This window comes from Paenibacillus sp. FSL H8-0537 (assembly GCF_038051995.1).
Lineage (GTDB): Bacteria > Bacillota > Bacilli > Paenibacillales > Paenibacillaceae > Pristimantibacillus.
In genome coordinates this window covers 5635103-5649100 of sequence record NZ_CP150290.1, presented here as the reverse complement: position 1 = coordinate 5649100, position 13998 = coordinate 5635103, and the positions used below count along the sequence as shown (strand labels likewise).

The window sequence follows — 13998 nt, the reverse complement described above, 5'->3', positions numbered from 1 at the left end:
GTATGCATCTTCTGAACCGTTTTTTTTCAGTAGGGTTGTCATGTAAAAACTCAACTTGAAAAGTATCGGGTGACAAGAGTCAGGAGCGCCAGTTGGTCTATCCGGTATGACGAATTTGATCAAAATCGAGCAATATGGCGCATAGCCGCAAGCCTAAACGATAAGCTGAATGTAAGCTAAACGATAAGACATGGATGATAGACTGGCCTAGGTGGGACAGGATTATCGATCCATGTCTTTTTTCTTATGATTAGGTTTGCCAAAGTCGAAAGCTGGCGAAATTCGCTCAAATATGTGGAATATGGAACATAATTTTGTTGAAAAACAGGAAAATTGTTCTTATTATTAAATGTATAGAGATAGAAGCTTTAATAGATTTGAAAATGTCAGCATGATAGAGGTGAGAGGGAATGGCTATAGTAGAGGTGGTCAAATACGACGGTTCTCCGGACGTATACGCTTGGAAATACCCGAATGCGGAGCTAGGAACCTGGACGCAGCTAATTGTTAATAATACGCAAGAGGCGCTGCTATTCAAGGGCGGTAAGGCGCTAGATTTATTCGGGCCTGGCAGGCATACGCTTAGTACGCTTAATATACCGATTTTAAACCAGCTGGTTAATATCCCTTTTGGCGGAAGATCGCCGTTCTCGGCCGAGGTGTGGTTTGTGAACAAGCAGGTGTCGCTCGATGTGAAGTGGGGAACGGCGTCGCCGATTCAATTGCAGGACCCGAAATACAATATTGTTATTCCGGTTCGGGCTTTCGGCCAGTTCGGTATTGTAATTGAGGATTCACGCCAGTTTTTGTCGAAGCTGGTCGGAACGCTTCCGCTGTTTAATCAGGACACGCTGTCCAAATATTTGCGCGGCATGATTATGATGAATATTAATGAGCTGCTTTCTTCTTATCTGGTGTTCAAAAAAGTGAGCTTGCTTGAAATCAACGCCTACATCGGCGAAATTTCCAAGCATGTCGAGGAACGGGTTGGCGCGCTGATGCATCCCTTCGGCATTCGGCTCGTCAATTTCTTCATTGATTCGATCAGTACGCCGGAGGATGATGCCTCGCTGAAACGGCTGCGTGATGCGCTTGCGCGCAAAGCAGAGATGGACATTATCGGCTATAACTACCAGCAGGAGCGTACCTTCGACACTCTGGAGGGCGCAGCGAAAAATGAAGGCAGCTCGCAAGCCGGCGTCATGGGCGCAGCGCTCGGACTTAGCATGGGAGCGGGAATTGGCGGCATTTTCGGCAGCCAATTTGGGCAGCTGGGCGAGCAGCTATATGGTGCAGCAGGCGCAGCTCAGGTTTGTCCAAGCTGCCAAAGCCGCAACGATGCGCAGGCGAAATTTTGCAACAGCTGCGGCAAAGGGCTTGCTGGCAGCTCCGCCGGCGGTCAGGCGGGAGTGCCTAGGCCCATCCATAATTGCGATAAATGCGGCATGCCGCATCGGGAAAATTCTAAGTTTTGCGCCAACTGCGGTGATGCTTATAATCCTTGTCCAAGCTGCGGCGCGGATTGTGCGGACGATGCAGTCAATTGCAGCGCTTGCGGCGAGACGCTGCCGCGTCCGTGTAGAGGCTGCGGGGAGCAAGTGGCCGCAAGCGCCAAGTTTTGTCCGCATTGCGGCACCAATAACAGCAGCGGCAGCCAGCAATGTCCGGGATGCCGTCATGAAGTTCAGGCAGGGCAGAAGTTTTGCCCAGAATGCGGGCATGGACTTGCTGGCAGAGCATAGCTCCTATGCAGCTCGTGTGCAGTTCATGGGAGGGGCAAGTGTTGGGCCGTGGCAGCTATCAAAAGCAGCACATTACTGCGTGTGAGACGTAATGGCGTTGCTGCTGGGAAAGAGGGAAAGCTTCATGAGTTTGACGTTTCGCGTAATTGGCGTGGGATTTTTGCTAGTGGTAGGCTATATGCTAGGGGAATATGATAATAGGCCAAGTTCACTTTTATTTTCACAAAAAGTAGGGTTATATATTTTTGGAGCGATTCTACCCGCTCTGTTCTTTTTTTTACTGGCTTATTTTGCTGCCAAAGGAGAGAAGAAGAAGGATGCCTCATGGGTTGCCAACATTCGGGTGAGCCATGCTACCATACAACAGAACACGTTAGAAGCTAAAAAAATGGCCGATGAAATGAGGCATGCGCGGCTGCAGAGGGAGCAGGCAAGGGAAGGCAGGGCTCCTGCGAGCAGCTCGGGACAGGGGAGAAAGTCTGTTGCTTGCCCAAGCTGCGGCAACCATACAATGCTATGGCCTAAACAAACGATCCTCTGTGAATATTGCCATGCAAATATTGAATACCGCTAGGTGTAAAGGCTCCTATGCCATACGGAGCGAAAGACGGGGTGAATGAAAATGGCAGCTGGTTTTTGGCATAAGGCAATTGGCGTATTGTGGGCTGCTTTAGGTCTCATCATATATCCTAATACATTGCCCCAGTCAGGTTATGGAGTAGATGGCATCATAGCCTCTTGGATTGTCGTCTTTTTATTTCCTGGTGCTTGCCTTATTTGTGTCGGGGCAAGGAAGAACAGGCGTTTTAAATGGAAGCAAAAATATTTAGATGAACAGGAGCCGTATCTTGTCCAGTTTCGATTGGAGCTGCAGAAGCTGGAGCATGAACAGGAGCTTGCAAGAGAAGAGCGTGAACGAGCCGAAGAGGAGGAAGAAGCCGAAGAAGCGGCTAGGCTAGAGGCTGAGAAGGAAGCGACGCTAGCGGCTATTCGCGCAGAAGCGGAGGCAGTGGCAAGGCGTGAAGCGAAGAGCCGTACTTCACCGCCCCCGCCTCCACCGTCGTCTCCACCTCCACCACCCCTCATGCCCAAAAGTATCAGCTGTGCGGGCTGTGGCGCGAGAAAGGTGCTGCAGCCTATGCAGAGCATGGAATGCGACTACTGCGGAACGATGCTGGTGTACAGTTAACACGAGCAGTGCCTGCATGGTAGGAGCGGAGGTGATTAGAGCAGCAATCGTTTAGCCTATGTAGAGGTTAACGGATGCTGCTCTTTTTATTAGGGAGCAGGGTGTCGTCTTTGTAACGAAAGGAAGAGGAGGAAGCGAGATGGGTGGAGTACTTAAAATCATTGCAATCGGATGCCTTGTGAATGGCATGCTGTTCACACCGTACTATTGGGGAGGAGAGAAGTCCTTCGCGGAGCAGGCTTTATTTTTCGGTAAATATTTCGGGATAACAGCGGTGGTCATATTTATATTAGGAGCAACAAGACTTGGGAGCGAACATCATTAAAATAGAAGAAAGTGGATGAAGCTACAGAGGCGGGATGAGTTATGCTAGAGAGAAGCGAGAAAATCGGTGTGTATATAATTGGATCGGTATGGCCAATTATTGGAGTTATCTTTTATATAATTGTATTACCGGATTCATATCAGGGAAAATTACTGCTGAATATACTTCTTTATTCCGTGATTTTTATTTTCCCAGCGTGGATTTTAGTTCACCTTGTTTTACAGTTTGCAGAACGTGAACCAGTCCAGAAGCCGATTAGGGAAGCAATAGAATCCCTGCGACTTGAATTGCAGAGCGCGGAGCAAGAGCTAGAGCTTGAGAGAAGTACGGCCGAGAATGAAGAGCAAGAGCGGAGAGCTGCGTGGGAGGCCGAGGAGCAAGCAGCAGCGGCAGCCCGTTTAGCGGAACGGATAGCGGTTCATAATGCTAGGCAAAGCCCCCCGCCCCCGTCTGCCCCACCGTCCGTGCCTAAAACAATCAGCTGCCCAGGCTGCGGTGCTAGTAAGTTGTTGCGTCCAATGCAAAGCGAGGAATGCGACTATTGCGGGAGGATGCTCGTGTATCGTTGATCGCATCTGAGCATCAGGATTTGTTTGCGAATCCTTTTTTTAGGGTAAAGTAAAATAGAGCCCAAACAAGAAGGAGCGTGTAAAGGATGACGCAAATGAAGAAGGTGGCTTTTCTGCTGGCCGATGGCTTTGAAGATTCCGAAATGCAAAATCCGTATGATGAAATGGTGAAAAATGGCCATGAGGCGGTTATTATAAGCTTGCGCAGCAATGAGGAATTGAAGGGCAAGCAAGGCACAATTGCCTATAAGTCGCATCTGGCGATTAATGAGGCAAAGGCAAGCGACTATGCGGCGATTATTATCCCTGGCGGGGCATCCCCCTCCCACTTGAAGGAGGATGCGGCCGTGCATGCTTTCGTAAAAGATGCTGATGAAAAAGGTATAACCATTGCCGCCATCTGTCACGGCCCGCAAGTGTTGGCTGAGGCTGGGTTGCTGCAGGGACGGACGCTTACAGCTTATCCGGAGCTGGAGCAGGAAGTGCTGGCAGCTGGGGGACATTTTCGTAATGAGGAAGTCGTGGTAGATCGCAATTTGATTACTTCCCGTACACCAGAGGACGAGCCTGCTTTTATTCAGGCAACGATTGAACAGTTGGGCGTCAACGCCTGGTAGACTATCTAGCAGAACAACTGGATCGTCCATTCTATCCATTATCGCTGCGAGTTTTGCCTTTGAACAAAACCCTAACCGCAGAGCGTAAGAGCAGCAAGCGTTTAGCCTACTTGAGGTTTAGCAAATGCTGCTCTTTTTAATATGCAAATTTTCCTGAATTTGTAACGGCTATTCAAGCCAAATGATTGCGGCAACTATTTAACTGGATTATAATTGTTGTCAGCATGGCAGAGTTTGTGAACGAGTGGTTATTTCGTATATTAAAGGAGTAAAGCATGAAGGTTATCCTTGTAGATGATGAATGCCTCGCTTTGGATTACTTGGAGCGACAACTCGTGAAATTAAATAACGTAGAGGTTTTGGGGAAATATGAGGATCCGATGACCGGGAAAGAGCGGATTTTACGCGATCTGCCGGATGTCGTATTTTTGGATATTAATTTGCCTGAAGTGAGTGGCATTGCGCTTGCTGAACAGCTTCTTGAGGTCAGGCCGGAGCTGAATATCGTATTTGTAACCGCTTATGATGAATACGCAGTGAAAGCTTTTGAGCTGAATGCACTGGATTATGTCGTCAAACCGATTCATCCTGAGCGCTTATTGAAAACGATGGAACGGATTCAGAAGCGGCTGGATTCGTCTGCGAAGGATAAAGAGCAGGCTCTACAGTCAGTGAAAAATGCGAATGAGGAGCAGCATCTGGTTTTGCAGCTATTGGGGCAGTTCAGTGTGGAGTTTTCCGGGAAAAAGGATGCAGCCATAAGGTGGCGTACAACGAAGGCGCAGGAGTTGTTTCTGTATTTGCTCCAGCATCGCGAACAGCTTGTAAGAAAATCGATATTAATCGATTTGCTATGGCCCGATAATGGGACTGAAAAAATATATGCCCAGCTGTATACGACTGTGTACCATATTAGGAAAACGCTAGATCAGTTTGGAAAGTGTTTTCACATTGCCAATACAACAGAAGGATACATAATGACGCTGAATCAGGTTGTGCTCGATGTAGAGGAATGGGAGCGGGGCATTGCTGCCGCACCGCCGCTAGCGGCTGCAACGCTTGCGGAATACGAAGAGACTATGAATCTTTATAGAGGCGATTATTTAAAGGATTATGATTATTGGTGGGCGGAGAGCGAGCGCCAGCGGCTGAAACGGTTATGGCTGAATACTTCCTATCGATTGGAAGAATGGCATGTCGAGCATGGTCAGCTGGATAAAGCGATTGCTGGATATATTCGGATTATAGAGGAGCATGCGCAAGCGGAAGAGGCTTATTTTGCCTTAATGCAGCTGTATGCGTCTAAAGGAAATCATCTTATGGTTAATCAGCAGTACAATGTTTTAACCGCCGCGCTGATAGAAGAATTGAACGAGCAGCCAAGCGCGTACATTATAGAATGGTATAAAGAGTGGAAAAGCAGCGTTAGCACGTTGTAGGGCCTATTTTGTAAATTTTTCGAGATTAAACAGGGATTTTGTCGAGAAATTGTAGAGTTGCCTTATTTATAATGGAGGAGCAGGTGAAAATGGAGACGGACAAGCTTTACGGGCTTCATTTTCAAAAAATAGCATGTTCAAAGGAATGGTTGAAGAAGATGATGATAACCGAGAAACGGCAAATAAACGTCATTCGCCATTTTCGCTATCCTGAGCTGGCTTGCTGTATAAGCGAGGGAGCCCAGCACCTACGACAGCTGAATTTAAATCAAGTGACCGATTACACGATCGTTCGAGGCTTTTATACCCATCATCGAGGTCATTTTATTGGGATTACAGCTACTTCTGAGGGGCCTTTGTTTTTCTATGACAAGCAATATTTTCAGCTTTCGGAAGGGAAATTTATTATTGCTCTGGAGCATGACGACAAGCGAAACACGTTCTCTTTTTGGTGGGATGGGGTAGAAATATGTCGCCTGAACTATCAGCGGCAGCTTTATCGGTACAATGAGGGAATCGTGGATGACGGTATTCGTGATTTTTTTGCTTGGCTTTATTTGTCGACAGGACCGAGGAAGTTTTGGAGATTCCAAAAATTTTATACGGTCAAAAGCAGCTAAACGCTGGTTCGGGTATCAGAATTTTATCAGCCGAAAAAGGATTGATAAAACGTATGATGGAGCTGAAGTGGGATGGGCGCTGAACATTTGAAAGAGTTTCAAAGCTTGAAGCATGAGGATGAAATGCGGTATATGCTCCTGCTAAGGGATGTAAAGGGCATGCTTAAAGAGCGGAAAGAAGAGCCTTTTATGAAACGGTTAAAGCGGAGATGGATGAAGAAAAGCCAGAAAATACAAGCCTCAGCCTGGAAATAAAAAAGGTTTAACGTATTGTTTGTTGCAAATAATGGGTATATACTAGAGATAATCATAGATTAATATAAGGTAGTTCTTCTACCTAACACCACTTACAAAACTTTACACGATAACGGCAAACCTGTCGAAAGGCAGGGACGCAAAGCTAAAGGGCCTTCTCTATTATTTAGATGGTAGCCTAGCCACCGAAGGGAGTTTTTTTTATGCGCAAAAGTTTAACGGTTATGATTTTGCTTGCATTGATACTGTCCGTGTTCCCGCAAGCAACTGCTCAAGTGGCAGCAGCTGGGACAAGCTGGCTCGATGAATCCAATGTGGATAAAGGAAGCATTGGTATTCGTTATGAGGTCAAGTCGGGCATAGATACAAGGCTGGTTGTAGCCAAAGACGGCAAAAATTACACATATGCGCTCCGGGCAAACCAGACAGAAGAGTGGTTTGCGCTTCAACTGGGCAATGGAGACTATACGATTACATTATTGGAAAACGTCAGTGGAACCAATAAATATAGAGCAGTTCAAACAGGCAAAGTTACCTTGAATTTGAGTGACAGCAGCCTCGTCTATTTAAACTCCATTCAAAATATTGACTGGAGCAGCAACAGCAAAGCGGTCAAGAAAGCATTGGAACTGACTAAGGGGAAAAAGACGGATACCGAGAAGGTAACGGCAATTTACAAATATATTGTAGCGAATATTTCTTACGATCATCAGCTTGCAGCTAAGGTGACCAACGATTATTTGCCACAAATCGATCGTACGTTTAGCTCGCAGAAAGACATTTGCTACGGTTATGCTGCATTAATGGCAGGCATGCTTCGCAGCGTGGACATTCCGGCTAAAATGGTGACGGGCAAAGCGTCCGATGTATCTAACTATCATGCTTGGAATGAAGTATATTTGGACGGCAAATGGATCACGATCGATACGACGCTTGATGCTGGCATGAAGAACAGCAAGAAAGCGGGCAAAATGATTAAAGACAGCTCGCGTTATACAGCTGCTAAAGTCTATTAAACGGATCTAAGCACATAGAAATGAATAGGCACGTACAGAAGCTTCGTCTATCCTTCAAGGGATGGGCGGAGCTTTTTTTGCTGTTATTTAGGCTATCGAATGAAGGGGAAGCTTGTAAAGTTTTTGTACAGTTGGGCTAGATATAATTTTCTTATTTGAATGCAAGGAGGGAGAGGATGGAGAAAAACTTGGCTTTCGTGAGGTAATCACAACAATAGAACAACTAGACAAGATAGAGAAAAAGAGAGGATTGATATGATGCCCGCAAGTAGACAGAGAGCGATCAGGCAAAAGATTTCCTGGATCATGCTGCTCGTTTTGCTGCTGCAAGCCGCATTCCAGCCATTCGCAGCGCCAATACAGGCAGCAGGTCCGATTACAGGACTGACTTTTACAAAGACAGCTAGTGTGAGCACCGTTAATGTAGGCGATACCTTCAAGTATACCATCTTGTATCAGGCGGATGGCGCGACTCATGTTGGTAAGAATGTAACGATTGTTGATACTGTACCGGCACAATTTGAAATTGTGGATGGCTGGGAGGATGGAGGCTGGGATACGAAAAACGGCCAAACCCTTACGGTTAATGCACATCCACTGCCTTCCGGTACTTCGGTGAAGCTGGAAATTCCAGTGAAAGCGAAGCCGACTGGCTCAAGTTCGGTTGTTCCTACGACGAATACGGCGATGATTACACTCGTTGATTCAGCGGAAAGTACAACAGCATCGGCGAATGTAACGATTAACGCGGACCCGAATCCAGTAGCTACACCGACGCCTACAGCAACACCGACGGCGACACCAACTGCCTCAACCTATGACAAATGGTGGGCTTACAAAAGCCAAGACACCGGATTTGGCGGCGGAGTTCCAATTATTGGCGGAGCGGTTGAGTATACGGTAGGCATTAAAGGCGAAGCGGGCAATACGAATCCTGGCAGCTTGAAATATGCGACGTTAGTCGATACGCTGCCGCCAGATGCCGTATATGTGGACTCAACAGAAAGTGGCATCTATGATTCAACTGCTCGTACGATCACTTGGTCGAACATTGAGCTGGCTTCCGGACAATCTTTTGAAGCAAAAGTATCGGTCACATTCCCTGACGATTTAGGGTATGGTCATCCGACCGGAACACCGCTTGAGCGCAAAAACAACGTTGAAATTTTGAGCGGCTATACGCTCGAGGGTGACGGGGCGGTCACTGATCCTGACGCTGATGTGACAACTAAATTCGGAGAGCCGGTATCTGGCGTTTCCGGTTTAACCAAGTCGCGCGTTTACCAGTATCGCTGGCATGGCCAAACCCAGAAGTTCAACATCGGCGGCATCAGCAATACGGGAACAAATGTAAATACCTCTTTGTCGAACCTGGTATTGACAGATGTGCTGCCTGTGGAAATGGATTACAGCAGCATTAAAATGCCAAATGTTTTCACATCCCAGCTTCGTTATAAAACAAGCGATGGCGTGACTGAAACTTGGCATGCGTATAGCGGCAGTCTTGCGCCTAACGGCACAATTACAGTGAGCACGACAGCTGGTACGAACCGCATTGTGCTCAATGCAGGCGAATATTTGGCTGCTTTGGAGTGGTCGTTCAGCACTTTGGCTCCAGGCGGTACAATTGGCGGCATTGAAATTACAGGAACGGTTAGAGACTTTGCTAACGGTACGAATGCTCCTGTCGTTCACGGCGATCAAGTAACGAATCAAGTGTCTCTGGATTATCAGGCACTGAATGTTACCGTTCCAGGTCAATGGGATAATAAGCCTCAAAAAACGGCTCAAGCAGATTTCAACATCAACAATGAGAAGCCATGGCTTGTTGCTAATAAAGCGATTGGAGCGGGAAATTTCCGTCCGCTCAGCACAGTGCCGTTCACTTTAACGGTTCGCAATGATATTAAAGCAACGGGACCTTATATTAATCCAGTTGTCTATGATTTATTGCCAACAAGCTTTGATTATTACCTCAACCCTAAAATAGCCGATCCTGCTGCGGCGCTGGCAGCCTCGTTTACGTTTACGGGCACGCCTGCTGGAGCAAGTGCTCCACAGCTAGAGCTTGTTGATAAAAACTGGAACGGTACTGGACGGACTCTTGTCAAATGGTCATGGTCCGACGGCACTTCTTTTGCTCCAGGCACAAGCTTTGAAATCAGCTATAAAGGCGAGGTTCGTGCGGGTACGCCTCAAGGTACAACCTATACGAACGATATGTATATTACAACAAGCGATCCTAATACAGAGTTCTGGCATACAGGGGACTCCGCACAGGATAAGCCGCAAAGTTTGCCAGCATGGCAAACACGCAACAATGCGATTAAAGATACAGTCATTGGCTTTGATCCAACAGCGGGAACGGATGAATTTTTTGTTCATGCCTCTGCGAATGTAACGGTACGCAAAGCGTCGCTCGTACAGTCGACAAAATGGAATCAAGGCGATCTGGAGCCTATTTTCCGGGCAGCAGATGATGCTACGTATGATGGAATACCGGCTATTCCCGTACAGCCATTCGATTATGATGGCGATATTGCATACACTGAGTATCCGCGTTACAGCGTAACGTATGAAGGCGGAACAGCAGATTATCGTTTGGCGGTACGCAATAGCGGTAATACGAGACTTGGCGTCATTGATGTGCTGGATATTTTGCCGCATGTAGGCGATAATGCGCTGCGCGTCAACAGTAGTTCACCTTATGAAGCAAGGGGCACGCAGTGGCAGCCTAACCTGTCGGAAGTACTCTCGTCCGGCAATAAAACCTTTACATCTTCAGCGGCAGCGGGAAGCAGAACGGTGAACTACACGCTGTCCACCTATTACAGCAAGTCGGTTAATCAGGAGCAGGTTGTTAATTTCACGAATGTGAATGACAGCAAGCAAGGCTGGATCGAACAAGGCAATTATCAGAAGGATGATTTGACAGACATCAAGTCGCTATACTTCCAGCTGTCGAACATTGTAGGCAGTGATGGATCAGCTGGTCTTGCGCCAGGCGACTATATCGTATTGGATTGGAAAATGGATGCCCCTGTAGGAGCACCGACCAATGAAGTAGCTTGGAACTCTTTTGCCATTCAAGCAACTGAAGTCGGTGCAGGCAATGATGAAGGCAGCAAAATGCTTCCAACAGCCCCTAACAAAGTCGGCTTCCTGATTCACCCGAACAACGAGCATGTACCGCTTGGCGAAATCGGAAATTTTGTCTGGTTCGACAGCAACCGCGATGGCACGCAGGATGAAGAATATCCGGGCGACAGCGGTCAAGGTGCAGGTATTAACGGCATTACCGTAAATCTGTACAAAGCAGGTGAAACGACGCCGTTCAAGTCAAGCAAGACGGGCTATCATTACAATGGAAGTCCAGGCTATTATTTGTTCCAGGGACTTGAGGCAGGCAATTATTTCGTAGAGTTTGTGCTGCCGGATCGCTACATGCCAACGACTGCAAATGTGAGTGGAGCAGATCCAAGCCATACGAATGACAATGACTCCAATCTGGTAACGAAAGGCGCTACTGTAGACGGTTATACGCCATATCGTACGGATACGATCAGCTTAGGTACAGCTGGTAAAATTCCGACAATCGATTTGGGACTAATCGAAACAGCATCACCTACGGGCGGTTCATACCCTTCCATCACATTCGAGAAAGAAATTACGAGTGTGACGCAAGGCTCCTCCACGATTGCTCCTTCGCAGCAGTATGTAGTGGTAGGAAACGATGTGCATTATAAGCTTTCTTTGAAAAATACCTCTTCTGTTACTTTGCATAATTTTAAAATTTCAGATGCGCTTGATAGACTGCAAGCCGGCTTTGAGTTTACTAAGCTGACGTATAATGGCGAGGAAATTGCCTTGAATAGCGGCAGCCATGACAGGCCAGACATTATTGGTCAACTGGTAAGCACCGGCACGAATCCGTCTATCATCATTAAAAATCTGGCAGCAGGAGCGGGACTGACGCTTGAGGGCGTATACCGCGTCACAGATGCAGATTTGGATTTGACAGATTTGGATAATGTAGCAACCGTATATTACAATGAATCCCCTGATCCAATTAAGGATGAGGCCAGCATTCCGACAGCAGGGCTCAAGATTGAGAAAAAGGGCAGTGCAGTCGCTGTTTCCGATACAGCAGCAGGAAGCTGGATTAACTACACGGTTAAAGTAACCAATACAGGCAAGCGCGATTTAACGAATGTTGTGATTACCGATACAAAAGTATCTGGCATACCAACCATTCCATCACTGAAATCTGGGGAATCCAAGGAATTTACGTATTCATACCAGGTAACGTCAGTAGATACAGCAGCGGCTTCTATTATCAATGTGGCCAAAGCGGTTTCGAATGAAACGCCGCCAGTGACGACTGAGCATGAAATACCTGTCGTTTCGGATGAGCGTGGCTCCATCGGCAACTATGTATGGCTTGACCGTAATGAAGATGGGCTGCAAGATGCAGCGGAAACAGGCATTAATGGCATTATCGTTAAGCTTTATGACGATGCAAACCATGTATTGGCTGAGACCGTTACGCATGATGAAAATGGTAAACCAGGATTTTATTTATTTGCTGGATTGCCGCAAGGCGACTATCATGTCCAGTTCGTCATTCCGGCGGAATACGGTGTAACTAAGCCGGAAGCTGGAGCACCAGATGTGGATTCGAACAAAACGGATGGCCAAGGAATAACCGAGGTCATTGCGATTGGACCAGCAGGCTGGAATGATTTGACGATTGATTTGGGTCTTGTTCCACGCGGTGAAATCGGGAATTATGTATGGCTCGATCGCAACCGCGATGGCTTGCAGAACGAAGATGAGAAAGACGGTATTAATGGCATTGTGGTTAAGCTGTATAAAGGCAGCAGCACAGGTACGCCTGTAGCTGAAACGACAACAGCGAATGATGCAAGCGGCAAGCCGGGCTATTATTTATTCGATAATTTGCTTGCAGGCGAATATTATGTTCAATTCGTTTTGCCAAGCGATTATGTGAAAACAAGCGCGGAGCAAGGAGCGAACACCGCTCTTGATTCCAATGCAACGGATGCAGACGGCATAACAGCCAAAATCATTATTAATGAAACGGCTGGCTGGGTTGATCATACGATTGACCTTGGCGTAGTTGCCAAAGGGGTTATTGGCAATTATGTGTGGTTTGACCGTAATGACAACGGCAAGCAGGATGAACTGGCTACGGATGGCCAAAATGGCGTTACCGTACAGCTTTTTAATCAAAACAAAGAGCAAATTGGAGAAACCACTACAGCAAATGATGCGAGTGGAAATCCTGGTTACTATTTGTTTGATCAACTGCCAAGCGGACAATATTTTGTGAAATTTATTGTGCCAGTCGGCTACACAGTAACAAAAGCTGAGGCAGACGGTGTTTCTGCTGAGGAAGATTCAAACAAACAGGTAGATGGATACACAGAAGTTATCGTTATTGGTGAAGGGGCGCCGCGTGGCTGGGAAGACCTGACGATTGACCTTGGGCTTATTTATAAGCCAACTAGTCCAGGTGGAAATTCGGGCAACCCATCAGTACCAACGCCGACACCTACACCAACAGCGACACCATCTCCTACACCAACGCCTGTTGTAACGGAGACGCCTACAACGCCAACACCAACGCCGGTGGCTCCAAGTCCTGAGCAGTCAGGCACACCGACGCCAGCACCAACAGCGACTCCTGTCATAGAGAAAGATAAGACACAGGAAAATACGCCAGTTGAAGGTAAAGTTGACGTGCCAAAAGGTGGAAATGTAGATATTGGCAAGCAACCGGAGCACGGACAAGTAACGGTTGACGATAATGGACAATGGGTGTATACACCTGATCCAGGGTATACAGGCAAAGATGATTTCTCTATTATCGTAAAAGATGCTGACGGTATCGAAGAGGAAATATTGTTTGAAATCGATGTGGATGAAATCCCGCTCGGGGTAGTTGAGGAATCGGATTCAGATGGAGATGGAAATACGCCAGCACCGAATAACCAAGGCACACTTCCGAAGACAGGTGAGTCCAGTCAATTGCCTATCCAGCTTGCAGGTGCTGCATTAATTGCACTTGGAGCGATATTGCTTAGAAAAAAACGCTCACGTTCGTAAATGTGATGCAGCAAGCTTCATCAGAGTAAAAGAAATTTGATATTCTGCGCATAAGGCCTCCAAAACGAAGACTTTTCATTCGTTTTGGAGGTTTTTT

The 13998-nt window shown here is 47.0% G+C and carries 9 protein-coding genes and 1 riboswitch; all 9 genes read left to right on the top strand.

From position 1 onward, the window contains the following. The first annotated feature begins 410 nt into the window (after positions 1–410). A complete protein-coding gene (locus tag MHB80_RS23990) occupies positions 411–1742 on the top strand; it encodes an SPFH domain-containing protein (RefSeq protein ID WP_341279326.1) in 1332 nt (443 codons plus the stop codon). Between the two features lie 124 nt (positions 1743–1866). After that, entirely contained in the window at positions 1867–2316 is a 450-nt protein-coding gene (locus MHB80_RS23985; protein ID WP_341279325.1) for a hypothetical protein, read from the top strand. Positions 2317–2364: 48 nt separating this feature from the next. Then, entirely contained in the window at positions 2365–2931 is a 567-nt protein-coding gene (locus MHB80_RS23980; RefSeq protein WP_341279324.1) for a hypothetical protein, read from the top strand. 139 nt (positions 2932–3070) lie between these two features. Continuing rightward, positions 3071–3256, top strand: coding sequence for a hypothetical protein (locus MHB80_RS23975; RefSeq protein WP_341279323.1), 186 nt, complete (start codon positions 3071–3073; stop codon positions 3254–3256). Between the two features lie 664 nt (positions 3257–3920). After that, a complete protein-coding gene (locus MHB80_RS23970) occupies positions 3921–4442 on the top strand; it encodes a type 1 glutamine amidotransferase domain-containing protein (RefSeq protein ID WP_341283063.1) in 522 nt (173 codons plus the stop codon). Between the two features lie 275 nt (positions 4443–4717). Next, positions 4718–5881, top strand: coding sequence for a response regulator (locus tag MHB80_RS23965; protein ID WP_341279322.1), 1164 nt, complete (start codon positions 4718–4720; stop codon positions 5879–5881). Positions 5882–5970: 89 nt separating this feature from the next. After that, positions 5971–6501 (top strand): hypothetical protein, encoded by a 531-nt coding sequence (locus MHB80_RS23960; protein WP_341279321.1) that lies wholly within the window; start codon positions 5971–5973, stop codon positions 6499–6501. A 359-nt stretch (positions 6502–6860) separates the two neighbouring features. Then, positions 6861–6946: riboswitch (cyclic di-GMP riboswitch) on the top strand. Between the two features lie 13 nt (positions 6947–6959). Then, a complete protein-coding gene (locus tag MHB80_RS23955) occupies positions 6960–7772 on the top strand; it encodes a transglutaminase-like domain-containing protein (RefSeq protein ID WP_341279320.1) in 813 nt (270 codons plus the stop codon). 255 nt (positions 7773–8027) lie between these two features. Continuing rightward, entirely contained in the window at positions 8028–13901 is a 5874-nt protein-coding gene (locus MHB80_RS23950; RefSeq protein WP_341279319.1) for an SdrD B-like domain-containing protein, read from the top strand. Positions 13902–13998 lie beyond the last annotated feature (97 nt).

What these genes read in the sequence shown, in the direction of transcription:
- MHB80_RS23990 (WP_341279326.1), top strand. Translation starts at nt 411, where the DNA reads ATGGCTATAGTAGAGGTGGTCAAATACGACGGTTCTCCGGACGTATAC.
- MHB80_RS23985 (WP_341279325.1), top strand. Translation starts at nt 1,867, where the DNA reads ATGAGTTTGACGTTTCGCGTAATTGGCGTGGGATTTTTGCTAGTGGTA.
- MHB80_RS23980 (WP_341279324.1), top strand. Translation starts at nt 2,365, where the DNA reads ATGGCAGCTGGTTTTTGGCATAAGGCAATTGGCGTATTGTGGGCTGCT.
- MHB80_RS23975 (WP_341279323.1), top strand. Translation starts at nt 3,071, where the DNA reads ATGGGTGGAGTACTTAAAATCATTGCAATCGGATGCCTTGTGAATGGC.
- MHB80_RS23970 (WP_341283063.1), top strand. Translation starts at nt 3,921, where the DNA reads ATGAAGAAGGTGGCTTTTCTGCTGGCCGATGGCTTTGAAGATTCCGAA.
- MHB80_RS23965 (WP_341279322.1), top strand. Translation starts at nt 4,718, where the DNA reads ATGAAGGTTATCCTTGTAGATGATGAATGCCTCGCTTTGGATTACTTG.
- MHB80_RS23960 (WP_341279321.1), top strand. Translation starts at nt 5,971, where the DNA reads ATGGAGACGGACAAGCTTTACGGGCTTCATTTTCAAAAAATAGCATGT.
- MHB80_RS23955 (WP_341279320.1), top strand. Translation starts at nt 6,960, where the DNA reads ATGCGCAAAAGTTTAACGGTTATGATTTTGCTTGCATTGATACTGTCC.
- MHB80_RS23950 (WP_341279319.1), top strand. Translation starts at nt 8,028, where the DNA reads ATGATGCCCGCAAGTAGACAGAGAGCGATCAGGCAAAAGATTTCCTGG.